This window comes from Streptomyces sp. NPDC043870 (assembly GCF_056435785.1).
Genome location: NZ_JBWKDT010000061.1, coordinates 1 through 26,704, shown reverse-complemented (window position 1 = coordinate 26,704; position 26,704 = coordinate 1). Strand labels below are relative to the sequence as shown.

Below are 26,704 nucleotides of genomic sequence, written 5' to 3'. Positions count from 1 at the left end.
ACCACGGCCAGCACCGGGTGACCGTTGCGACGGGCATCGGACAGCCGCTCCACGAGCAGCATGCCGACACCCTCACCCCACCCAGTACCGTCGGCGGCAGCCGCGAACGCCTTGATCCGGCCGTCGGCGGCCAGACCGCGCTGACGGCTGAACTCGATGAACGTGCCGGGCGTGGACATCACGGTGACACCGCCGGCCAGCGCCAGCGAGCACTCGCCGTTGCGGAGCGCCTGGACCGCCCAGTGCAGGGCGACCAGCGACGAAGAGCAGGCCGTGTCGACCGTGACGGCCGGGCCTTCGAGCCCGAACACGTACGACAGGCGGCCGGACACGACACTGGCGGCGTTGCCGGTACCCAAGTGCCCCTCAAGACCGTCCGGTTCCTCCAGGAGCACGGAGAGGTAGTCCTGGCCGTTGGTTCCGACGAACACACCGGCCTGGCTGCCGCGCAGCGTCTCCGGGTCGATGCCGGCCCGCTCGAACGCCTCCCACGAGGTCTCCAGCAGCAGCCGCTGCTGCGGGTCCATGGCCAGGGCCTCACGCGGCGAGATGCCGAAGAAGTCCGCGTCGAAGTCGGCGACGTCGTAGAGGAATCCGCCCTCGCGGGCGTACGAGGTGCCCTGAGCGCTCGGGTCGGCGTCGTAGAGGGCTTCGAGGTCCCAACCGCGGTCCAGGGGAAGGTCCGAGATGGCATCGGTGCCGGACGCGAGCAGCTGCCAGAGGCCTTCCGGGGTCCGCACGCCACCGGGGAAGCGGCAGCTCATGGCGACAATCGCGATCGGATCGTCGTCGATCGCCGCGGCCGACGCACCCATCGACTCGACCTGTGCGCCGAGGACTTCGGAACGCAGGTGGGCGGCGAGCGCACTCGGCGTCGGGTAGTCGTAGACGAGCGTGGCCGGCAAGCGCAGTTCGGTGGCCGCACCGAGCCGGTTGCGGAGCTCGACCGCGGTGAGCGAGTCGAACCCGATCTCGCGGAAGGCCCGTCCGGCCTCGATGTCCTGGGCGCCGGAGTGCCCCAGCACCTCGGCGACCTGGGTACGCACGAGCTGGAGGAGGTACGGCTCCCGCTCACCCTCGGCGAGGGTCCGGAGGAGGGCGGCAAGGGAGGAACCCGAACGCTCGGCACGGTCACCCACGCGCTCCGAGCCGCGGGTGACGGCTTCGGCCTCGGGCAGGTCGGCAAGCAGTTTGCCGACGCGCACCGCCGTGAATCCGGGCACGAACTTCGCCCAGTCGAAGTCGACGATGGTCAGCGCGGCCTCGTCGGAGCCGACGGCCTGGCGGAGCGCGGTGATCGCGAGCTCGGCGTTCATGGGCGGAACGCCGCCACGGCGCATCCGCGCCTCAAGGGCCTCATCCGCGGCCATACCACCCTCGGCCCACGGACCCCAGGCGATCGACGTCGCGGCCAGACCGGCAGCGCGCCGCTGCTCGGCGAGAGCGTCCAGATAGGCGTTCGCGGCAGCATAGTTACCCTGACCGGCAGCACCGATCACACCGCTCATCGAGGAGAACAGCACGAAGGCGGAGAGCTCGATGCCCAGCTCTACGGTCAGCTCGTGCAGGTTCAGCGCGGAGACCGCCTTGGCCCGCAGCACACTCTCGAACCGGTCGGGGGTCAGCGCGTCGAGCACGCCGTCGTCCAGGATTCCGGCCGTGTGGACGACCGCCGTGAGCGTGGCGGCCTCGGCCGCGAGCAGCTCACGCAGCGCGTTGCGGTCAGCGGCGTCACACGCCACCACCGATACGTCCACGCCCTGCCCCGACAGCTCGGCCGCGAGCTCAGCCGCACCCGGCGCGTCCGCGCCCCGCCGACTGGTCAGCACCAGACGCTCCGCGCCCGCCCCCGCCAGCCACCGCGCGACCCTGCCCCCCAGAGCACCCGTACCACCGGTCACCAGCACGGTCCCGGACGGCGCCCACGCACCCGCGCCCCCGGCAGCAGCACGGACCAGCCGCCGACCGAACACCCCGGAGGACCGCACCGCGACCTGGTCCTCACCGCTACCACCGGCCAGTACGCCAACCAGCCGGGCCATCGCCCGCTCATCCCACACCTCGGGCAGGTCCACCAGACCGCCCCAACGCTCAGGAACCTCCAGAGCGGCCACCCGACCCAGACCCCACACCTGCGCCTGCACCGCCGAAACCAGACGGTCCGAACGCCCCACACTCACCGCACCACGGGTCAGACACCACAGCGGCGCCTCCACCCCGGCATCGCCCAACGCCTGCACCAAAGCAGCCGTCGCAGCCACACCCACGCCCTCATCCAGCGCCAGCAGCGACACCACACCGGCCACGGAGCCCGCATCAGCCAGCAGGCCGGCGAGAGCAGCCCGATCCGAGCCCCCCTCGACAACAACCCGCCGGACCTCAGCCCCACGCCCGGCCAGCCCATCGACCACGGCCGTGTCGTCCACGCCCTCGGCGGGCACCACCACCAGCCACTCACCCGAGAGCCGCACAACAGCGGCGCCATCGGTCAGCGGCTTCCACGACACCCGGTAACGCCAGCCGTCCACCTCCGACTGCTCCTGGTGCTGCCGACGCCAGGCCGACAGCGCCGGGATGAGCTCGCTGACGCCGGCGTCGTCCTGGACCTCCAGTTCCGACAGCAGAGAGCTCAGATCGCCGCGCTCCACCGCCTCCCAGAACCGCGCGTCCACCGCGTCGACCGGCAGGGCGGCCGACACCGCACCGCCGCTCGACAGGACCGTGTCCGGCCAGAACCGCTGCCGCTGGAACGCGTACGTCGGCAGCTCGATCCGCGCCGAACCCGCGCCCGTGCCCGCACCCGCGCCCGAACCGGCGAAGAAGGCGGACCAGTCCACCTCCACACCGCGCACGAACGCGTGCGCCAGAGCCCCGACCACGGACTCCGCCTCCGCACGCCCCGCGCGCAGCACCGGAACGAAGGCAGCCTCCACCTCATCGGTCAGGCAGTCCTGCGCCAGCGCCGACAGCACACCGTCCGGGCCGAGTTCGACGTACGTCGTGACCCCGGCGGCCTCCAGCGCCCGCACACCGTCGAGGAAGCGGACCGCCTCGCGGACGTGCCGCACCCAGAACTCGGCCGAAGCCATCTCCTCCGAGACGACCGCTCCGGTGAGGTTCGACACGATCTGGATCCGCGGGGCGTCGAACGACAGCCTCGCCACCACCGCACGGAACTCCTCCAGCATCCCGTCCATGTGCGGGGAGTGGAAGGCATGGCTGACCGTCAGACGCTTGCTCTTGCGGCCCTCGAAGGACTCCACGATCGCGACCGCCGCGTCCTCGTCACCCGCGATCACGACCGACTGCGGGCCGTTGACCGCCGCGATGCCGACCCCATCGGTGAGGAGCGGCAGGACCTCGTCCTCCGAGGCCTGGACGGCGATCATCACGCCATCACCCGGCAGCGCCTGCATCAGGCGACCGCGCGCCGCCACCAGCGCACACGCGTCCTCCAGCGAGAACACGCCCGCGACATGCGCGGCGGCGATCTCACCGATCGAATGCCCGGCCACGAAGTCCGGCCGCACACCCCAGCTCTCCACCAGCCGGAACAACGCCACCTCGACCGCGAACAATGCCGGCTGCGTGTACTCCGTCCGGTCCAGGACCGCATCGTCCGACCCGAACAGCACGTCCTTCAGCGGCAGTTCGAGCAGCGAGTCCAGTCGCTCGCACACGGCGTCCAGCGCCGCCGCGAACACCGGGTAGTCGTCGTACAGCTCACGCCCCATCCCGAGCCGCTGGCTGCCCTGTCCCGTGAACAGGAACGCCGACCCACCGCCGGCGACCGTCCCCTGGACCAGCCCCGGCACCCGCTCACCGGCGGCCAGCGCGGCCAGCCGCTCGACGAGGGCCTCGCCGGCGGACGGCTCGCCGATCAGCACCGCGCGGTGCTCCAGGGCGGCGCGGTGCGTGGCGAGGGCGTGGCCGAGGTCGAGTGCGCCCCGGGCCCCGGCTTCTGCGAGTACGTCGGCGGCGGCCGGGCGCAGTCGTTCCGCCTGGGCCCGCAGCGCGGCCGCCGTACGGCCGGAGATGAGCCACGGCACGACCGGGAGGCTGCCCGGCGCGGGCTGCGACGCCTGCGGCGCCGCGTTCCGCGTCTCCTCCGGCGCCTGCTCGATGACGGCGTGGGCGTTGGTGCCGCTGTAGCCGAACGACGAGATGCCGGCGCGGCGCGGGCGTCCCGTCTCCGGCCAGGCCCGCCGCTCGGTCAGCAGCTCGATGTCACCGGCCGACCAGTCCACGAAGGGGGTCGGCTCGTCGATGTGGAGGGTCTGTGGAAGCACTCCCTCCTGCATGGCCATGACCATCTTGATCACACCGGCGACACCGGCGACGGCCTGCGTGTGTCCGATGTTGGACTTCACCGATCCGAGGAGCAGCGGCCGCTCGGCCGGCCGGTCCTGTCCGTACGTCGCCAGCAGCGCCTGCGCCTCGATCGGGTCGCCCAGCCGCGTGCCGGTGCCGTGGGCCTCGACGGCGTCCACGTCCCCGGGCGTCAGGCCGGCGTCGGCGAGGGCCGCGCGGATGACGCGCTGCTGGGACGGCCCGTTGGGTGCGGTGAGGCCGTTGGAGGCGCCGTCCTGGTTGACGGCGGTGCCGCGGACCACGGCCAGGACCGGGTGGCCGCCCCGGCGGGCGTCCGAGAGCCGCTCCAGGAGCAGCAGGCCGACGCCCTCGGACCAGATCGTGCCGTCGGCGCCCGCGGCGAACGCCTTGATCCGGCCGTCGGCCGCCAGGCCGCGCTGCCGGCTGAACTCGGTGAACGCGCCGGGCGTGGACATCACGGTGACGGCGCCCGCGAGCGCCATCGTGCACTCGCCGCGCCGCAGGGCCTGGGCGGCGAGGTGCAGGGTGACCAGCGAGGAGGAGCAGGCGGTGTCGAGGGTGACCGCCGGGCCTTCCAGGCCGAAGGTGTAGGAGATGCGGCCGGAGACGACGCTGGCCGCGTTGCCGGTGCCGAGGTGGCCTTCGAGGCCGTCGGCGTCGTTCAGCCAGAGCTGGAGATAGTCCTGGGCGTTGGAGCCGACGAACACGCCGGTGCGGCTGCCGCGCAGGCCGGTCGGGTCGATGCCGGCACGTTCGAAGGTCTCCCAGGTGGTCTCCAGCAGCAGGCGCTGCTGCGGGTCCATGGCGAGGGCCTCGCGCGGGGAGATCCCGAAGAAGGCGGCGTCGAAGTCGGCCACCTCGTGCAGGAAGCCGCCCTCACGGACGTAACTGGTGCCCTCGCGGTCGGGGTCGTCGCTGTAGAGGGTGTCGAGGTCCCAGCCGCGGTCGGCGGGGAAGGCCGTGATGCCGTCGCGGCCCTCGGCGAGCATCCGCCACAGGTCCTCGGGCGACGCGATGCCGCCCGGGAAGCGGCAGCTCATCGCGACGACGACGATCGGATCGTCGTCGTCCGCGGCGCGTGCCGGGGCGGCGGCCGGGAGGCCGGCGGCACCGGCGTCCTGCGCGAGATCGCCGATGACTTCCTGGCGGAGGTACTGGGCGAGGGCGGTGGCCGTCGGGTAGTCGAAGACGAGAGTGGCGGGCAGGCGGCGGCCGGTGGCCTCGCCGAGCAGGTTCCGCAGTTCGACGGCGGTCAGTGAGTCGAAGCCGAGCTCCTTGAACGACCGGCCCGGCTCGACGGAGGCCGCGCCCGGGTAGCCCAGCGCGGTGGCGACCTGCTTGCGTACGAGGTCGAGCAGCACGCGGTCCTGCTCGGCGGCCGGGAGCCCGGCCAGCCGCTGCCGCAGCCCGGACGCGCCCGCGGCGGCGGACGAACCGGCCGCCGACCGACGGGCGGGGACCCGTACGAGCCCGCGCAGCAGCGGAGAGAGGGCGCCGGCCTGGGACTGGGTGCGCAGGCCGGGGAGGTCGACGCGCATCAGGACCGGGGTGGTCTCGCCGATCCGGTGCACGAGGTCGAAGAGGTCGAGGCCCTCGGCCGAGGTGAGCGGGGGCAGTCCGCCGCGGGTCATGCGGCTGATGTCGGCGTCGGTCAGGCTGCCGGCCATGCCGTCGCCGTCCGCCCACAGGGCCCAGGCCATGGAGGTGGCGGGGAGGCCGAGGGACCAGCGGTGCTCGGCGAGGACGTCGAGGAAGACGTTGGCCGCGGCGTAGTTGCCCTGTCCGGCGCCGCCGAAGACGCCGCCGATGGAGGAGAAGAGGAGGAAGGCGGAGAGGTCGAGGTCGCGGGTCAGTTCGTGGAGGTTGCAGGCCGCGTCGACCTTGGGCCGCAGTACGACCGACAGCCGCTCGGGGGTGAGGGAGGTGATCACGCCGTCGTCGAGCACGCCGGCGGTGTGGACGACCGCGCCGAGCGGGTGCTCGGCGGGTATCGCCCCCAGTACGGCGGCCAGCGCGTCCCGGTCGGCGACGTCGCACGCCGCCCAGGTCACCGTCGCACCGGCGGCGGTGAGTTCGGCGCCGAGTCGCTCCGCTTCGGGGGTGGCGCCACCGCGGCGGCCGACGAGCAGCAGGTGCCGTACGCCGTGATCGGCGACGAGCCGGCGGGCGATCAGCCCGCCGAGCAGACCGCCGGCGCCGGTGATCAGCACGGTCGACTCGGGCGGGTACGCGATGCCGGCCGCGGGGGCCGACTGCTCGGCGTCGGTGCCCGTGCCGGTGCCGGCCTCGGTGTCGGCGTCACGGGCCACGCGGGTGAGGCGCGGCACGAGCACGGTCCCGGCGCGTACGGCGAGCTGCGGCTCGCCCGCGGCCAGGGCGGCGGCGAGGGCGGCGGGCAGGGCGCGTCCGGAGGCCTCGGTGCCGTCGGTGTCGACCAGCAGCAGCCGGTCGGGGTGCTCGGCCTGCGCGGAGCGCAGCAGGCCCCGAACGGCCGCGTGCACCGGGTCGGTGACCGTACCCGCCGCGGGCCCTGCCTCGGCCGTGCCGGCCGTGACCGTGCCCTGGGTCAGGACGACCAGACGGCTGCCGGCGAACCTGTCGCCGGTGAAGGGCTCTTCGCCCAGCCAGGTACGGGCGAGGGCGAGGGCGTGGTGCGTGGCCTGGTGCACTGCCTCGGCGGAGAGCGCCGGCGCGGGGGTCTCCGGGCTGTCGGCGCCGGCCTGTCCGTAGCCGACGAACACGACCTCGGGAACGGGAGCACCTACGTCGATCGCGGCCGCCAGCTCGGCCAGATCGGCGTGCACGGCGATGGCATCGGCGCCCGCCTCGCCCCGGAGGGCGGCGGGGACCACGTCCGCCAGGACCGCCCAACGGCCGGTGGCCGGAGCGGGGGCGGGGGCGGCCGGCAGGGCCGTCCACTCCGTACGGAACACCGACTCGTGGTAGGCGGTACGCGCCGCCTGGACCTGCTCGGCGGACACGGCCCGCAGAACGAGCGAGTCGACGGTCGCGACGGGCGAGCCCGTCGAGGCCGCGATCTCCATGCGTACGCCGCCACCCGTGCCCGTCGGGACGAGGTGCACGCGCAGCGCGTCGGCACCGCTCGCGTGCAGAGTCACGCCGCTCCACGCGAACGGGAGCCGGCCCTCGCCCTCGGTACCGCCCAGGACGCCGAGGCCCAGCGTGTGGAGCGCGGCGTCCAGCAGGGCGGGGTGGAGGCCGAAGTCCCCGGCCGCGGAGGCGGTTTCCTCGGGCAGGGCGACCTCGGCGTACACGCTGTCGCCGTGCCGCCAGGCGGCGGTGAGGCCGCGGAACGCCGGGCCGTAGCCCATGCCGACCTCGGCGAGATCGGTGTAGAGGCTGTCCGTGGCGAGGGGCTCGGCGCCCGCCGGGGGCCACTGCTCGGCCGCGAACGGGGCCGGGGCCGGGACGGCGACGCCGGGGGTCAGTACACCGCCGGCGTGCCGGGTCCACGGCTCGTCGGGCGCGCTGTCCTTGGGACGGGAGGAGAGGCTGAAGGATCGCCGGCCGGAGCCATCGGTGTCCGGCGCCGTCACGTGCAACTGGATCTGCACGCCACCGAGTTCGGGCAGGATGAGCGGCGCTTCGAGCGTCAGCTCCTCGACGACGGCGCAGCCGACCTGGTCACCGGCCCAGATCGCCAGGTCGACGAAGGCGGTGCCGGGAAGCAGGATGCTGCCCATCACGGCGTGGTCGGCCAGCCATGGGTGGGTGGTCGGCGAGAGCAGTCCGGTGAAGACGAAGCCCTCGGAGTCGGCGAGCGCGACCGTCGCGCCGAGCAGCGGGTGCGCGGCCTCGTCCAGGCCGGCCGCACTCAGGTCGCCGACCGGGCTCCCCGGCTCGATCCAGTAGCGCTGCCGCTGGAAGGCGTAGGTGGGCAGGTCGTCGACGCGCCGGGCGCCAGTACTGGCGAAGAAGCCCTGCCAGTCCACCCGAATGCCGTGCACGTGAGCCCGCGCGAGCGCGGTGACCAGCGTCTCCGCCTCGGGCCGGCTCTTGCGGAGCACCGGCACGAAGGTGGCGTCCTCCGTCACGCACTCTTGCGCGAGCGCGGACAGCACACCGTCCGGGCCGAGCTCGACGTACGTGGCCACGCCCGCGGCCTCCAAGGCCCGGACCCCGTCCAGGAACCGGACGGCCTCACGGACATGCCGCACCCAGAACTCCGCCGAGGACATCTCGCCCTCGGTGACCAGCGCGCCGGTCAGGTTCGACACGATCGGGATACGCGGCGCCTCGAACGACAGCCCCGCAACCACCTGGCGGAACTCCTCCAACATCCCGTCCATGTGCGGCGAGTGGAAGGCGTGACTGACCATCAGACGCTTCGTCTTACGGTCCGTGAAGGACTCGACGATCGCCACCGCCGCGTCCTCGTCACCGGCGATGACCACCGACTCCGGGCCATTGATCGCCGCAATGCTCACCCCGTCGGCCAGCAGCGCCAGGACCTCGTCCTCCGAAGCCTGCACCGCGATCATCACCCCACCGGCCGGCAGCGCCTGCATCAGCCGGCCGCGCGCGGCCACCAAAGTGCAGGCGTCCTCCAGGGAGAACACTCCGCTGACGTGCGCGGCGGCGATCTCACCGATGGAGTGACCGGACAGGAAGTCCGGCCGCACACCCCACGACTCGACCAGCCGGAACAGCGCCACCTCAACCGCGAACAGCGCCGGCTGCGTGAAACGTGTCTCGTCCAGCAGGCCGGCATCCGCCCCGAACAACGCGTCCTTCAACGGCAGTTCAAGGTGCGCGTCCATGCGGGCGCAGATCGCGTCCAGCGCGTCCGCGAACACCGGGTAGGCGTCGTACAGCTCACGCCCCATCCCCAGGCGCTGGCTGCCCTGCCCGGTGAACAGGAAGGCGACCTTCCCGCCGACCGGCGAGCCCGTCGCCACTCCCGCCGCCGTGTCCCCGTCCGCCAGCGCCGCGAGACCGGCCAGCAGACCCGCCCGGTCCGCGGCGACCACCGCCGCACGGTCCTCGAACGACGCCCTGCCGACGGCCAGCGACCGCGCGACGTCGACCGGGCTCAGCCCGGGGTGTTCCTCCGCGTGCGCGAGCAGGCGCGCGGCCTGGTCGCGCAGGGCGTCCTGGCCCTTCGCCGACAGCAACCACGGCACCATCGGCGGCACGGCCGCGGCCTCGGGAACAGGCTCGGGGGCCGGCTCCGAGGCTCGGTCGGCCTCCGGTGCCTGCTCGATGATGGTGTGTACGTTCGTTCCGCTGACGCCGAAGGCGGAGACGCCGACCCGGTACGGGCGCCCGGTCTCCGGCCACGCGCGCTGCTCGGTGAGCAGCGAGACCGCGCCCGCGGACCAGTCGACGTGCGAGGACGGCTGGTCGACGTGGAGGGTCTTGGGCAGGACGCCGTGGCGCATCGCCATGACCATCTTGATGATGCCTGCGATGCCGGCGACGTTCTGGGTGTGGCCGAGGTTGGACTTCAGCGAACCCAGCCACAGCGGCCGGTCCGCCGGCCGGTCCTGCCCGTACGTGGCCAGTAGCGCCTGCGCCTCGATCGGGTCGCCGAGGGCGGTACCCGTGCCGTGCGCCTCGACGGCGTCGATGTCGGCGGGGGTGAGCCGGGCGCTTTCCAGGGCCTGCCGGATGACGCGTTGCTGGGCGGGGCCGTTGGGGGCTGTCAGGCCGTTGCTCGCGCCGTCCTGGTTGACGGCCGAACCGCGGACCACCGCGAGCACCCGGTGCCCGTTGCGGCGGGCGTCGGAGAGGCGCTCCACCAGCAGGACGCCGACGCCCTCGGACCAGCCGGTGCCGTCCGCCGCCTCGGCGAAGGACTTGCAGCGGCCGTCGGGCGACAGGCCGCGCTGGCGGCTGAACTCGACGAACACCTCCGGGCCGGCGAGGACGGTGACGCCGGCGGCGAGCGCCAGCGAGCACTCCCCCTGCCGCAGGGCCTGGACGGCCATGTGCAGGGCGACGGAGGAGGACGAGCAGGCCGTGTCGACGGTGGCGGCCGGGCCCTCCAGGCCGAAGACGTAGGCGAGCCGGCCGGAGACGACGCTGGACGCGGTGCCGGTGAGGAGGTGCCCCTCGACGCCGTCGGGCAGCTCGCCCGAGCCTGCGCCGTACGCGTTGGCGGAGGCGCCGACGAACACGCCGGCGTGGCTGCCGCGCAGCGTCGTCGGGTCGATACCGGCCCGTTCGAAGGCCTCCCAGGTGGTCTCCAGCAGCAGGCGCTGCTGCGGGTCCATGGCGAGGGCCTCGCGCGGGGAGATCCCGAAGAAGGCGGGGTCGAACTCCGGTGCCTCGTAGAGGAATCCGCCGTGGCGGGTGTAGGTGGTGCCGGGGTTGCCGGGGTCGGGGTCGTACAGCGACTCGACGTCCCAGCCGCGGTCGGCGGGGAAGCCCGAGATGGCGTCGCCCCCGCTCTCGACGAGCTTCCACAGGTCCTCGGGCGAGCCGATCCCGCCGGGGAAGCGGCAGCTCATGCCGACGATCGCGATGGGTTCGCGTGAGGCGTCGGTGAGCTCCTGGTTACGGCGGCGCAGCCGCTCGGTTTCCTTGAGGGAGGCCCGCAGCGCTTCAACGACTTTTTCGTTCGGGGTGGTCATCACTTACTCCGCACTTCGGGCACGTCAGAAGTTGCTGTTGGTGGTGTCGCCGGTGGAGCCGTCGCCGTCGAAGCCGGCACCGCCGTCGAGGGCGAGGTCGAGCAGGTCCTGCAGGTCCATCGTGTCGATGGACTCGATCGACTCGGCGGCGGTGTCGGCGGCGTCCGAACCGGCCTCTGTGGCGGCCGGGTTGTCCGGGCCGGCGAGCCGCAGGAGGGTGTCCAGGAGTCCCGCCTCACGAATCCGGCCCAGGGGGATGGAGGCCAGGGTTCGGCGCAGCTCCATGTCCTGCGGGTCGGTGTCCAGTTCGGCGGGGGCCGATCCGGCCGCCGCGCCGCTGCCCTCGGGGAAGAGGGTGCGCAGCAGGTGGCGGGTCAGGGCCTGCGGGTTGGGGTAGTCGAAGACGAGGCTGGACGGGAGCCGCAGTCCGCACGCGGCTCCGAGCCGGTTGCGTAGTTCGACCGCGGTCAGCGAGTCGAAGCCCAGGTCCTTGAAGGCCCGGTCCGGGGCCACGGCGTCCGCGGACGGGTGGCCGAGTGCCGCCGCCGCGTGCTCGCGTACGAGGTCGAGGAGGGCCGCGCCCCGGTCCGCCGCGGGCATTTCGGTGAGCCGCGCCAGTAGGACCGCGGAGGCGTCGGCGGCCGTGCCGGCACCGGAGGCGGCCGCGCCGCCGCCGGTCTCGCCGCGCAGGGCGTCACGCACCTCTGGCAGGTCGCCGATGAGCGGCCGGGGGCGCGCCGCCGCGAACACGGGCGCGAACCGCGCCCAGTCGACATCGGCCACGGTCACGGCCGCGTCCCGGCCGGTGAGGGCGCGTTCCAGGGCCCGCAGGTTCGTCCCCGGGGCCACGGGCGGCAGCCCGCGTCGGGTGAGCTGTTCCTCCGCGTCGCCCTCGGTGGCCATGCCGCCCTCGGCCCACGGTCCCCAGGCGACCGCCGTGGCGGCGAGCCCGCGGGCCGCGCGCCGCTCGGCGAGCGCGTCGAGGAAAGTGTTGGCGGCGGCGTACGCGCCCTGCCCGCCGCTCCCCCAGACGCCGGCGATGGACGAGAACAGGACGAACGCGTCCAGGGAGTCGGGCGTGTCGAACAGCGCGTCGAGGTGGACGGCGCCGGCGGTCTTGGCGGTGACGACCCGGGCGAACCCGGGCAGGTCGGTGCCCGTTCCCGGCGGCTGGGACACACCGGCGGCGTGCACCACGGCTCGTACCGGGGTGCCGTCGGCCGCCAGGCCCGCGACGAGTGCCGCGAGCGCGTCCCGGTCGGTGACGTCGCAGGCCGCGAGGGTCACGGCCGCACCGAGCGCTTCGAGTTCGGCCCGGACCTCGCCCGCCCCGGGCGCGTCGGCGCCGCTGCGGCTGACGAGCACGAGGCGTTCCGCGCCGCGCTCGGCGAGGCGCCGTGCCACATGGCGGCCGAGGGCTCCGGTGCCGCCGGTGATGAGCACGGTACCGCGCGGGGTCCACCGGGCCGCGGGGCGGGCGCCGGTGGCGTCCGGTGCGGTGGTGGTGCGTGCGAGGCGCCGTACGAGCGTGCCGGCGGCGCGGATCGCGAGCTGGTCCTCGCCGTCGGCGCCGGTGAGCGCGGCCGGCAGGCGGGACAGCACGCGCTCGTCGCACACCTCGGGCAGGTCGACGAGGCCACCCCAGCGGTCGGGGTGCTCCAGGGCGATCACCCGGCCCAGGCCCCAGACCTGCGCCTGGGCGGCACCGCCGAGCGTGTCGCCGGGGACGGCGGCGACGGCGTCGCGGGTGACGCACCACAGGGGCGCGCCTGCGAGCGCGGGCTCGGCTCCGTCCGGGTCGGTGAGCACCGAGGCGAGGGCCGCGGTCACGGCGAGTCCGACGGGCAGGCCCGGGTGCTCCGGGTGCGGCCGCTCGTCCAGCGCCAGGAGCGACAGGATGCCGCTGACCGGTGCGCCGGCGCCGGCGAGGTCCGCCGCCGCCTCGTGCAGCCGCTCGTCCAGGTGGGCACGCAGGACCGCCGGGTCGCCGTCGGCGACGTCGAGCGGGAGAAGCAGGGTCCGGGTCCCGCCGCCGCTGATCCGGTCGGTCAGCGCGCGGACCCACGGGTCCTCCGCCTGCGGGGCCGGTACGACGACCAGCCATGTACCGGCGGCGGTTCCCCGGTCCTGGCCCGACCACGGCTGCCAAGTGACGCGGTAGAGGAGCGAGTCGGCCTGCGCTTGCGCCTGCCGGTCCTGCCGCCAGGCGGAGAGGGCGGGCAGGACGTCGCTGAACGGCCGGCCGCCGTCGATGTCGAACTCGTCAGCGAGCGCGGTCGGATCGGCCGTCTCCACGACCTCCCAGAACCGGGCGTCCACCTCGCTGCCGGCACCAGTTCCGGCCTGCGCCGCCGCCGCACTGCCGTGCACGGTGGCGGCGGGCTCGGGCCAGTAACGGCGGGACTGGAAGGGGTAGGTGGGCAGGTCGACGCGGCGGGCGCCGGTGCCGGCGTAGAAGACCGCCCAGTCGACGGTGACACCGTGGACGTGGGCCTGGGCGAGCGCGGTGACCGCGGTCTCGGCCTCGGGCCGGCCCTTGCGGAGCACGGGCACGAAGCCGGCGTCCCCCGTCACACAGTCCTGCGCGAGCGCGGACAGCACACCATCAGGGCCGAGCTCGACGTACGCCGTCACACCCGCCACCTCCAAGGCGCGGACACCGTCGAGGAACCGGACCGCCTCACGGACGTGCCGCACCCAGAACTCGGCCGAGCCCATCTCGCCCTCGGACACCAGGGCGCCGGTGAGGTTGGAGACGATCGGAATCCGCGGAGCGGCGTAGGTGACCTCCTCGGCCACCTTGCGGAAGTCGGCCAGCATCCCGTCCATGTGCGGGGAGTGGAACGCGTGGCTGACCGTGAGCCGCTTGGTCTTGCGGCCCTGCGATTCGAAGGACTCGGCGATCGCCACCGCCGCATCATCGTCACCGGCGATGACGACCGACTGCGGACCGTTGATCGCCGCAATGCTCACGCGATCGGTGAGCAGCGGCAGGACCTCGTCCTCCGAAGCCTGCACCGCGATCATCACGCCGCCCGTCGGCAACGCCTGCATCAGCCGGCCACGAGCCACCACCAGCGCACACGCGTCCTCCAGCGAGAACACGCCCGCGACGTACGCGGCGGCGATCTCACCGATGGAGTGCCCGGACAGGAAGTCCGGCTTCAGACCCCACGACTCGACCAGCCGGAACAGCGCCACCTCGACCGCGAACAAGGCCGGCTGCGCGTACTCCGTCCGGTCCAGGACCGCATCGTCCGACCCGAACAGCACGTCCCTCAGGGGCAGTTCGAGCAGCCCATCCAGGTGGGCGCACGCCTCGTCCAGCGCGTCCGCGAACACCGGGAAGGCGTCGTACAGCTCACGCCCCATCCCGAGCCGCTGGCTGCCCTGCCCCGTGAACAGGAAGGCCAAGCCACCGCCGGAGGTCGTCCCGCGGATCAGCCCGGACGCCTGCTCGTCGGCCGCGAGGGCGGCGAGCGAGCGCAGCAGCCCCGCGCTGTCGCCGGCGGCGAACGCGGCGCGGTGGTCCAGGCCCGCGCGGCCGGTGGCCAGGGAGTAGGCCAGGTCCACGCGGCCCGAGCCGTCCTCGGCCCCCGTGAGGGCCTCGGCGACGGGGAGCAGGCGAGCGGCCTGGGCGCGGAGTGCCTCCGGAGTCCTGGCCGACAGGACGTAGGGCACCGGCCCGGCGGCCGGCTTCGGGCTGTCGGCTGCCTGCGCCTGCTCCGGGGCCTGGTCCGCGGCCTGCTCGATGATCGTGTGGGCATTCGTGCCGCTGATGCCGAACGAGGAGACGCCGGCCCGACGCAGGCGCCCGGTCTCGGGCCATGCCTGCTGCGCGGTCAGCAGCTCGATGTCGCCGGCGGTCCAGTCGACGTGCGGCGTGGGCTCATCCACATGCAGGGTCTGCGGAAGCACCCCATGCCGCATCGCCATGACCATCTTGATCACGCCGGCCACACCGGCCGCCGCCTGCGTGTGCCCGATGTTCGACTTGACCGAACCCAGCAACAACGGCCGACCGTCAGGCCGCTCCTGACCGTACGTCGCCAGCAGCGCCTGCGCCTCGATCGGATCACCCAGCCGCGTACCCGTGCCATGGGCCTCGACCGCATCCACCTCCGTGGCCGACAGCCCGGCACTCGCCAGCGCGGCACGAATCACCCGCTGCTGCGAAGGCCCGTTCGGCGCCGTCAGACCATTACTCGCACCATCCTGATTGACCGCCGAACCCCGCACCACAGCCAACACCGGGTGACCATTACGCCGAGCATCCGACAACCGCTCAACCAACAGCATGCCGACACCCTCACCCCACCCAGTACCGTCCGCACCCGCCGCGAACGCCTTGCAGCGGCCGTCCGCCGCGAGCCCGCCCTGGTGGCTGAACTCGCTGAACGTCCCCGGCGTGGACATCACCGTGACGCCGCCCGCGAGCGCGAGGCCGCACTCGCCGGCCCGCAGGGCCTGGATCGCCCAGTGCAGGGCGACCAGCGAGGAGGAGCAGGCGGTGTCGACGGTGACGGCCGGGCCCTCCAGGCCCAGGGCGTAGGAGACGCGGCCGGACATGACGCTGCCCGCGTTGCCGGTCATCACATGGCCGAGTACGCCATCCACGTCGGCGGACCGCTCCAACTGGGCGTCGTAGCCGGTGTAGGAGGCTCCGACGAAGACGCCGGCCTGGCTGCCGCGCAGCGACGACGGGTCGATGCCCGCCCGCTCGATCGCCTCCCAGGCGGTCTCCAGCAGGAGCCGCTGCTGCGGGTCCATGGCCAGGGCCTCGCGCGGCGAGATGCCGAAGAAGTCGGCGTCGAAGGAGTCGGCCTCGTAGAGGAATCCGCCCTCGAAGGCCCGGCCGTGGCCGGCCTCGGCCTCGTACAACTCGGCCGTGTCCCAGCCGCGGTTGCCGGGGAGTCCGGCGATCGCGTCGCCGCCGGTCTCGACGAGCCGCCACAGCTCCTCGGGGCTGCGGACGCCGCCGGGGTAGCGGCAGCTCATGGCGACGATGGCGACGGGGTCGTCATCGGCAGAACCGACAGTGGCAACGGTAGCGGCCGGCTGCGTGCCCGGCTCGTCCTCCCCGACCAGTTCGGCGAGCAGCTGTCGCGCGAGCGCGGTGGGCGAGGGGTGGTCGAAGACGAGGGTAGTGGCCAGGCGCAGGCCGGTGGCCGCGCCGAGACGGTTGCGCAGCTCGACGGCGGTGAGCGAGTCGAAGCCGAGGTCCTTGAACGCCTTGGCGGGTTCGATCTGTTCGGCCGAGGCGTGGCCCAGTACGGAGGCGACCTGCGCCCTTACGAGTTCCAGCAGAACGCGGCCCTGCTCGGGGCGGGCGAGGCCGGCCAGCCGTTCGGCCAGCGGGGTGCCCGCGTCGGTGCGGGTGCGCGCGGTACGGCGTCCCTCCGAAGCCAGGAGCTCACGGAACACGGGGGCGACTGGGCCGGGTCCGGCGGAGTCACGCAAGGCGGCCAGGTTCAGGCGGGCGGGGACGAGGACGGGCCGGCCGGAGGCCAGGGCCGCGTCGAACAGGGCCATGCCGTCGGCGGCGGAGAGGGCGCCCATGCCGTGCTGCTCCATGCGGCGCAGCTGGGTCTCGTCGAGTCCGTCGATCATCCCGCCGGCCTCGGCCCACAGGCCCCAGGCGAGCGCGGTGGCCGGCAGGCCCTGGTGCCGGCGGTGCTCGGCGAGTGCGTCCAAGTAGGCGTTGGCGCAGGCATAGTTGGCCTGGCCGGCGCTGCCGAGGGTGCCGGCGATGGCGGAGTAGAGGACGAACGCCGTGACCGGCAGGTCGCGGGTCAGCTCGTGCAGGTGGAGGGCGGCGACGGCCTTCGGCCGCAGGACCGTGTCCGCGCGTTCGGGGGTGAGGGAGCCGACCACGCCGTCGTCGAGGACGCCGGCCGTGTGGATCACGGTGGTGAGGGGGTGCTCGGCGGGGATGGTGGACAGGACGGCCGCGAGGGCGTCGCGGTCGGCGGCGTCGCACGCGGCCCAGGTGACCTCGGCGCCCAAAGCGGCCAGTTCGGCGGTGCGTTCGGCGGCTCCGGGCGCGGCGGCGCCCCGGCGGCTGAGCAGCAGCAGGTGGCGTACGCCGTGGACGGTGGCCAGGTGGCGGGCGACGGTCCCGGCGAGCGTGCCGGAGCCGCCGGTGATCAGGGCGGTGCCGCTCGGGTCGATGACAGGGGCGGTGGCGGGGTCGCCGGTGGAGCCCGCCGTACGGGTGCGGCGCAGCCGCGGCACGTACACGGCTCCGTCGCGGAGCAACAGCTCCGGCTCGCCGGTGGCGAGGGCCGCGGCGAGAGCGGCCGACTCGGCCGGGCCGGCCAGGTCCGCCGGCTCGCGGATGTCGGCGAGGACGAAGCGCCCGGGGTTCTCGGTCTCCGCCGAACGCAGCAGACCCCGGACGGCGGCATGCGGCAGATCCTCGGCGCCTTCGCCGGGACCGGCGACCGCGCCGCTGGTCACCACGACCAGGCGGGAGGCCTCGAACCGGTCGTCGGCCGGCCAGGCCTGGACCAGAGTGAGGGCTCGGTCGGCCCCCCGGCTCAGGGCGTCCGGCCCGGCGCCGGCGGGCTGCGGGAGGAAGGGGGCGAGGACGTACGCGGGGACGGATGCGCCCGCGTCGACCGCCGCGCCCAGCTCCTCGAGGTCGGCGTAACGGGTGGCCGGGCCGCCGAGCTCGGTGTCGCCGAGCACCACCCACCCGCCGACGTCCTCGGTCGGCTCGGTCGGCGTTCCGGTGACGGGCAGCGGCGTCCAGTCCAGCTGGAACAGCGCCTCGCGCACGACGGCCGGAACCGGGTCCGCGACGCCCGCGATCTCGGCCGTGAACGGCTGCGGGGCCAGTCGGCCGACCGTGGCCACGGGGCCCCCGAGGTCGTCGGCGAGGTCCAAGGCGAACGCCCCGTCGCCGAGCGGCCGCACGCGTACGCGCAGCGCACCGGCGCCCACGGCGTGCAGGACCACGTCGGACCAGACACTGCCCGGCCCGGCACCCGCGCCGAGGCCGCCGAACGCCACGCCCGCGTGCGCGGCGGCGTCCAGCAGCGCCGGGTGCAGCCCGAACTCGGCTGCCTGCGGCCCGCCTTCGGGCAGGCGCACCTGCGCGAAGTACTCGTCGTCCCGCCGCCAGACCGCCTCCACGGCCCGGAACACCGGCCCGCGCGCGGGGCCGCCCTCCGCAGCGTAGAGGTGGCTGATGTCGATGGCTTCCGCCCCGGTCGGCGGCCACTGCGCGAGGTCGAGCGAGGCAGCTGACACCGTCGTTGAGGCGGCGGCGGGCGCGAGGACACCGTGGGCGTGGCACGTCCACCCGGCGTGCTCCCCGGCCTCGCCCTCCGGTCGGGCCGACACCGTGAAGGCACGGCGGCCGTGCTCGTCGGGGGTGTCCACGAGCACCTGGACCCGTACGCCGGTCTCGGCGGGCAGCGCGAGCGGCGCGTCCAGGACCAGCTCCTGGACGTGTCCGCAGCCGGCCTGGTCGCCGGCACGTACGGCGAGTTCGACGAACGCGGCGCCCGGCAGCACCGCCGTACCGGCGACGGTGTGCTCGGCGAGCCAGGGCTGGGTGCGCGGCGAGAGCCGGCCGGTGCACAGGACGCGGTCGGAGTCGGCCAGGGTGACGGCCGCGCCGAGCAGTGGGTGCGCGGCCGGGTCGAGTCCGGCCATGCCGACGTCACCGGCCGTGCCGGCGCCCGGCTCCAGCCAGTAGCGCTCGTGCTGGAAGGCGTAGGTGGGCAGGTCGACGCGGCGGGCGCCGGTGCCGGCGAAGAAGGTCGTCCAGTCGACGGCCGCACCGTGCGCGTGGGCGCGGCCGAGGGCGGCGAGGGCCGTCTCGGGCTCGGGCCGGCCGCCGCGCAGCACGGGGACAAAGGCGGCCTCGTCGCCGGTGACGCACTCCTGGGCGAGGGCGGACAGGGTTCCGTCGGGGCCGAGTTCGACGTACGTGGTCACGTCGGTCGCGTCCAGGGCGCGGACGCCGTCGAGGAAGCGGACCGCCTCCCGGACGTGCCGCACCCAGAAGTCCGCGGAGCCCATCTCGCCGTCGGTGACCAGGGCGCCGGTCAGGTTCGACACGACCGGGATGCTCGGGGCCTCGTAGACCAGGCCCTCGGCGACCTTGCGGAAGTCGGCGAGCATGCCGTCCATGTGCGGGGAGTGGAAGGCGTGGCTGACGGCGAGCCGCTTGGTCTTGCGGCCCTGGGCCTCGAAGGCCTGGGCGACCGCGACCGTCGCGTCCTCGTCACCGGCGACGACCACCGACCGCGGGCCGTTGATCGCGGCGATGCCCACCCGGTCCCGGTTCGTGGTCGTCAGCAGGGGCAGGACCTCGTCCTCCGACGCCTCGACGGCGAACATGGCGCCGCCTGCGGGCAGTTCCCACATCAGCCGGGCCCGCGCGGCGACCAGCGTGCAGGCGTCGTCCAGCGAGAGGACGCCCGCCACATGCGCGGCGGCGATCTCCCCGATCGAGTGCCCGGCCACCACGTCCGGCCGCAGGCCCCAGCTCTCCATCAGCCGGAACAGCGCGACTTCGATCGCGAACAGCGCCGGCTGCGTGAAGCGCGTCTCGTCCAGCAGACCCGCGTTCGCCCCGAACAGGACGTCCTTCAGCGGCAGTGCAAGGCGTACGTCCATGCGGGCGCAGATCGCGTCCAGCGCGTGCGCGAACACCGGGTAGGTCTCGTAAAGTTCGCGGCCCATGCCCGGCCGCTGGCTGCCCTGACCGGTGAACAGGAACGCGGTCCTGCCCTCGACGGCGGTGTCCGTGACCAGTCCGGCGGCGTCCCCGCCGACGGCGAGCACGGCAAGGGCGGTGTCGAGTTCATCGTCCGTGCGGCCGACGAGCACCGCGCGGTGTTCCAGGGCGCCGCGGGTGGTGGCGAGCGAGTAGCCGAGGTGGAGCGCCGAGGAGCCGCCGGCGGCCTGCCCGGCGCGGGCGGCGATCAGCCGGGCGGCCTGGGCGCGCAGCGCGGCGGCGCTCCGACCCGACAGCGTCCACGGCAGCACGGGGGGCCGGGCGCCGGCCGGGTCCGGGGCCGCATCCTTGGGGTCCTCTCCCTCCGGGGCCTCTTCCTCCGGGGTCTGTTCCTCCGGCGCCTGCTCGATGATGGTGTGCGCGTTGGTGCCGCTCACACCGAAGGCGGAGACGGCCGCGCGGCGCGGGGCCCCGGTCCCGGGCCAGGCCATGGCCTCGGTGAGCAGCGAGACCGCTCCGCCCGACCAGTCCACGTCGGGGGTGGGCTCGTCGATATGCAGGGTCTGCGGGAGGACGCCGTGGCGGATCGCCATGACCATCTTGATGATGCCGGCGACACCGGCGGCCGCCTGGGTGTGCCCGATGTTGGACTTCAGGGAGCCGAGGCGGAGCGGCCGGTCGGCCGGCCGGTCCTGGCCGTAGGTGGCGAGGAGCGCCTGCGCCTCGATCGGGTCGCCGAGCCGGGTACCCGTGCCGTGCGCCTCGACCGCGTCCACCTCGGCGGCGGAGAGTCGTGCGTTCTCCAGGGCCTGGCGGATGACGCGCTGCTGGGAGGGGCCGTTGGGGGCGGTCAGGCCGTTGCTGGCGCCGTCCTGGTTGACGGCGGAGCCGCGTACGACGGCCAGGACCGGGTGCCCGTTGCGGCGGGCGTCCGACAGTCGCTCCACGAGGAGGACACCGACGCCCTCGGACCAGCCGGTGCCGTCGGCCGCCGCGGCGAAGGATTTGCAACGGCCGTCGGCGGAGAGGCCGCGCTGGCGGCTGAACTCGACGAATACGTCGGGGGTGGGCATCACGCACACGCCGCCGACCAGGGCGAGCGAGCACTCTCGCTGGCGCAGTGCCTGGGTGGCCAGGTGCAGCGCGACCAGCGACGAGGAGCAGGCCGTGTCGATGGTGGCGGCCGGGCCCTCCAGCCCGAGCACGTAACTGACCCGGCCCGACAGCACGCTGGTCGCGCCACCGGTCAGGAGCAGCCCTTCGAGACCCTCCGGAACCTCCCTCAGGTCGGCCCCGTACCCCATCGCGCCCGCGCCGATGTAGACGCCGGTACGGCTGCCGCGCACGGAGGCGGGGTCGATACCGGCCCGCTCGAACACCTCCCACGAGGTTTCCAGGATCTGGCGCTGCTGCGGGTCCATCGCCAGGGCCTCGCGCGGCGATATGCCGAAGAATCCGGGGTCGAAGAGCGTGGCGTCGGCGAGGAATCCGCCACCGGTGTTGTAGAAGGTTCCCTTTTGGTCGGGATCGGGGTCGGCGAGGGAGGCGATGTCCCAGCCGCGGTCCTCGGGGAATCCGCTGATTCCGTCACCGGCCTGGGCGACCAGTCGCCACAGATCCTCGGGTGACCGCACCCCGTCGGGGAAACGGCAGCTCATCGCGACGATGGCGATGGGCTCGTGGGCGTCCTGCTCGACCTCCTGGAGGCGGCGGCGGGTCCGCCGGAGCTCCGTGGTCATCCACTTCAGGTTTTCGAGAAGCTTTTCTTCGTTCGCGCCGGCCACTGGAACGTCACCTCCTGGAGAAATGCGGGTTGCATGCGGAATTCGACTGGGGATGGGGAATCGAGTCGATCATCGGATCGGGCATCGGATCGGGCATCAAGTCAGGATTTTCCGAATTCGTTGTTGATGATGTCGAAGAGGTCCTCGGCGGACGCCGATTCGATGGATGTTTCCTCGTCCTCCTGGGCGTGCGCGGCGCGTTCCGTCCCGTTCCAGTTCGCCAGGAGCGCTTCGAGCCGGGCCGTGACGCGGGCGCGTTCGGCGGCGTCGTCCTCGGGGACCGACGAGAGCACGAACTCCAGCTTGTCGATCTCCGCGAGCGCCGGCAGCGCGGGCGCGGTGTCCTCGCCCAGGAGTTCCGCGCGGATGTGCGCGGCCAGTGCGGCGGGCGTGGGGTGGTCGAACACGAGGGCGGCGGGCAGCCGCAGCCCGGTGGCCGAGCCGAGGCGGGTGCGCAGTTCGACCGCGGTGAGCGAGTCGAAGCCCAGCTCCTTGAAGGCACGGCCCGCCTCGATCGTGCCGGCCCCGTCGTGCCCGAGGACCGCCGCGACGTGCGTACGCACCAGGCCGAGCAGGGTCCGTTCGGCCTCTTCGGCGCTCATGCCCCGCAACTCGGCCACCAGCCGGTCCGCTTCGCCGGCTCCGTGCTCGTCCCCGCCGACCTGCTGCTCCGCGTCGAGCAAGCGACGCACCTCGGGGAGGTCGGCGATCAGCGGGCGCGGCCGGGAGGCGGTGTAGGCGGGGACGAACAGGTCCCAGTCGACTTCCGCGACCGTGACGGTCGTGTCGCCCGCGTCCAGCGCCTGCTGCAGTGCGGCGATGGACCGTTCGGGGGCCATCACCGGCAGACCGCGGCGCCGCAGTTGATCGGCGGCCTCGTCGTCGGCGACCAGCCCGCCCTCGGCCCACGGACCCCAGGCGACGGCCGTGGCCGTCAGGCCGCGGTCGCGACGCCGCTGCGCCAGTGCGTCGAGGTGGGCGTTGGCCGCCGCGTAGGCGGCCTGGCCGCCGCTGCCCCAGACGCCGGCGATGGAGGAGAAGAGGACGAAGGCGTCCAACTCCGTGTCGCCGAGCAGTTCGTCGAGCAGTTCGGCGCCCTCGACCTTGGCGGCGAGCACCGCGGCGACCTCGTCCGGTCCGGTCTCGGCGAGCGGCGTGAGCTGGCCGACGCCGGCCGTGTGGAAGACGGCAGTGAGGCCGGGACGGGTAGTGCCATCCAGGGTGGCGCCGAGGGTGGCGAGCAGCTCGGTGACGGACTGGCGGTCGGTCACGTCGCACGCGACGGCCTCGGCGCTGACGCCGAGCTCGGCGAGCTCCGCGACCAGGGCTTCGCCCCCGGGCGCCTGCGGCCCGCGCCGACCGGCGAGCACCAGGTGCTCGGCGCCTTGCGCGGCGAGCCAGCGGGCGACGTGCGCGCCGAGCGCGCCCGTGCCGCCGGTGACCAGGACGGTGCCGCGCGGGCGCCACGGGGTCCGGTCCGTCGCTCCGCCGTCGCCGGTGGCGGCGGCCGGGGCGGGTGCGTGCTCGATGCGGCGGGCGAGGACTCCGGCGGAGCGTACGGCGATCTGGTCCTCGTAGGCGTACCTGCCGGCCTGCCCGTCCGCGGTCCTGCCGGCCTGCCCGTCCGCGTCGCTTCCGAGTACGGCGAGCAGCCGGTCGAGCGCCCGTCCGTCCGCGGTGCCGGGCAGGTCCACCAGACCGCCCCAGCGCTCGGGGTGCTCCAGGGCGACCACGCGGCCGAAGCCCCATATCTGCGCCTGCGCGGCGCTGCGCACCCGGTCGGCGGGGCCGGTCGCCACCGCGCCGGAGGTCACACACCACAGCGGTGCGTCGACCTCCGCGTCACCGAGGGCCTGAACCAGCGCTCCGGTCAGCAGCAGTCCGGCCGGCGCCGCGGGGTGAGTCGGGTGCGGGGCATCGGCGAACGCCAGCAAGGACACCACGCCGTCGGCCGGGCTCCCGGCGAGGGCCGTACGCAGCCGGTCGGCCACCAGGGCCCGGTCGGTCGCGACCGGGTCCAGTGCCACCTCCCGCACGTCCACACCCTGCGCCCGGAGGGCGTCCGCGATCGCGGGGACCGGGGAGGTCGCCGAGGCCGCGGCGGTCACGACCAGCCAGGTGCCGGCGGGGCGAGCGGCGGAGTCCGGGTCGCCCAGCGGCTTCCAGGTGACCCCGTACCGCCAGGCGTCGACGACCGACCGCTCCGCGCGCTGCCGCCGCCAGGCGGACAGCGCCGGCAGCAGGGAGCTCAGCGGCTGGTCCGCGTCGATCTCCAGGGTGGCGGTGAGCGCGGCGAGGTCGGCGTTGTCGACGGCCTCCCAGAACGCCGCGTCCGCCGCACCGCCGGCCGCGACGCCGGACTCCGCGGCCACCGGGCGGGCAGCCTCCTCCAGCCAGTACCGCTTGCGCTGGAAGGCGTAGGTGGGCAGGTCGACGCGGCGCGCGCCGGTGCCGGTGCCGGCGAGGTACGCCGTCCAGTCGACGGTGACGCCGTGGACGTGGGCCTGGGCGAGCGCGGTGGTGACGGCCTCGGCTTCGGCGCGGCCCTTGCGGAGTACGGGCACGAAGGTGGCGTCTTCCGTTACGCAGTCCTGCGCGAGCGCGGACAGCACTCCGTCCGGACCGAGTTCGACGTAGGTCGTCACGCCTGCGGCCTCCAGGGCGCGGACGCCGTCGAGGAAGCGGACGGCCTCCCGGACGTGCCGGACCCAGAAGTCGGCCGAGGACATCTCGCCGTCGGTGACCAGGGCGCCGGTCAGGTTGGACACGACCGGGATGGTCGGGGCCGCGAAGGACAGGCCCGCCACGATCTGGCGGAAGTCGTCCAGCATCCCGTCCATGTGCGGGGAGTGGAACGCGTGGCTGACCGTCAGACGCTTGGTCTTGCGACCCTGGGTCTCGAAGGACTCGGCAATCACGACCGCCACATCCTCGTCACCGGCGATCACGACGGACTGCGGGCCGTTGATCGCGGCGATGCTCACGCGGTCGGTGAGCAGTGGCCGGACCTCGTCCTCCGAGGCCTGGACGGCGATCATGACCCCGCCGGCCGGGAGGGACTGCATCAGCCGGCCGCGCGCGGCCACCAGGGTGCAGGCGTCCTCCAGGGAGAACACTCCGCTGACGTGCGCGGCGGTGATCTCACCGATGGAGTGACCGGACAGGAAGTCCGGCCGCACACCCCACGACTCGACCAGCCGGAACAGCGCCACCTCGACCGCGAACAGCGCCGGCTGCGTGTACTCCGTCCGGTCCAGGACCGCGTCATCGGACCCGAACAGCACGTCCCTCAGGGGCAGTTCCAGGTGCGCATCCATGCGGGCGCAGATCGCGTCCAGCGCGTCCGCGAACACCGGGTAGGCGTCGTACAGCTCACGCCCCACCCCGAGCCGCTGGCTGCCCTGCCCCGTGAAGAGGAATGCCAGGCCCCCGCCGCCGGAAGCCGTCCCGCGAACCGCGCCTACCGGCTGCTCGCCGGCCGTGAGGGCCTTCAGAGCCGCCAGGAAGTCCTCGCGCTCCTGCGCGACGACTACGGCTCGGCGTTCGAGCGACGACCTGGACGTGGCGAGGGAGTAGGCGACGTCGGCGGGTTCGAGCTGCTCGTCGGACGCGATCCACGCCGCCAGGCGCTCGGCCTGGGCGCGCAGCGCCGTCTCGTTCTTCGCCGACAGCAGCCACGGCAGGACGCCGGGACGCCCCTGCGGCAGCGCGACAGGCTCGGCCTCGTCGCCGGCAGCCTCCGCTTCCGGGGCCTGTTCGATGATCGTGTGCGCGTTGGTGCCACTGAAACCGAACGAGGAGATACCGGCCCGGCGCGGACGCCCGGTCTCCGGCCACTCCCGCGACGCGGTCAGCAGGGCGATGTCACCTACGGTCCAGTCGACATGCGGGGTGGGCTCTTCGACGTGCAGGGTCTGCGGAAGTACCCCGTGCTGCATGGCCAGCACCATCTTGATCACGCCCGCGACACCAGCCGCGGCCTGCGTGTGCCCGATGTTCGACTTGATCGAGCCGAGCAGCAGCGGCTGGTCGGCCGGCCGCTCCCGGCCGTAGGTGGCCAGCAGGGCCTGTGCCTCGATCGGGTCGCCCAGTCGCGTGCCCGTGCCGTGCGCTTCGACGGCGTCCACGTCCGTGGGCGACAGCCCGGCACCGGCCAGGGCGGCGCGGATGACGCGCTGCTGCGAGGGGCCGTTGGGAGCGGTCAGGCCGTTGCTCGCGCCGTCCTGGTTGATCGCCGAACCACGGACCACGGCCAGGACCGGGTGGCCGTTACGTCGGGCGTCGGAGAGCCGCTCGACGAGCAGCATGCCGACGCCCTCGCCCCAGCCTGTGCCGTCCGCGTCGGCGGCGAAGGCCTTGATCCGGCCGTCGGCGGCCAGACCACGCTGGCGGCTGAAGTCGATGTACGCACCCGGCGAGGACATGACGGTCACACCACCGGCCAGCGCCATGCTGCACTCACCGTTACGAAGGGCCTGAACGGCCCAGTGCAAGGCGACCAGCGAAGCCGAGCACGCGGTGTCGACGGTAACGGCCGGGCCCTCAAGGCCGAAGGCGTAGGAGAGGCGACCGGAGACGACGCTCGCGGCGTTGCCGGTTCCGAGGAAGCCCTCGATGCCGTCCGGAACTGCTTGGAGCATCGCTCCGTAGTCCTGGCCGTTGGTGCCGACGAAGACGCCGGCCTGGCTGCCGCGCATGGCGGCCGGGTCGATACCCGCCCGCTCGAACGCCTCCCACGTGGTCTCCAGCAGCAGCCGCTGCTGCGGGTCCATGGCCAGGGCCTCACGCGGCGAGATGCCGAAGAAATCGGCGTCGAAGTCGGCGACGTCGTAGAGGAAGCCACCCTCACGGGCGTAGAACGTGCCCTGCTGATCCGGATCCGGGCTGTAGAGCCGGTCCAGGTCCCAGCCACGATCGACCGGGAACTCACCGATCGCATCCCCACCGGACGCGAGCAACTCCCACAGATCCTCGGGAGTACGCACGCCCCCAGGGAAGCGGCAGCTCATCGCCACGATCGCGATCGGGTCGTCCTCCACGGCCTTTGCCGCCACGACCACCGGACCGGCCACGGCGATCTCGGCCCGCGTGCCGATCAATTCGTCGCGCAGGAAGGCCGTCAGAGCGGAGGCCGTGGGGTAGTCGAAGATGAGGGTGGCCGGCAGGGTCACACCGGTCGCGGCACCGAGCCGGTTGCGCAGCTCGACCGCAGTCAGCGAGTCGAACCCCAGCTCCTTGAAAGCACGTTCGGCGCCAACGGCTTCGGCGCCGTCGTGTCCCAGGACCGCCGCGACCTGCGC

3 protein-coding genes are annotated in these 26,704 nt (G+C 73.9%); all 3 read right to left on the bottom strand.

Going from position 1 to position 26,704, the window contains the following annotated elements; translation table 11 throughout:
* The coding region (locus tag AC0699_RS36405) for a type I polyketide synthase (RefSeq protein WP_478669488.1) at positions 1-10,928 on the bottom strand (10,928 nt) is incomplete at its 3' end.
* Positions 10,929-10,952: 24 nt separating this feature from the next.
* A complete protein-coding gene (locus tag AC0699_RS36400; protein WP_478669486.1) occupies positions 10,953-21,404 on the bottom strand; it encodes a type I polyketide synthase in 10,452 nt (3,483 codons plus the stop codon).
* A gap of 101 nt (positions 21,405-21,505) precedes the next feature.
* On the bottom strand, positions 21,506-26,704 hold a 5,199-nt coding region (locus AC0699_RS36395; RefSeq protein WP_478669483.1), incomplete at its 5' end, for a type I polyketide synthase.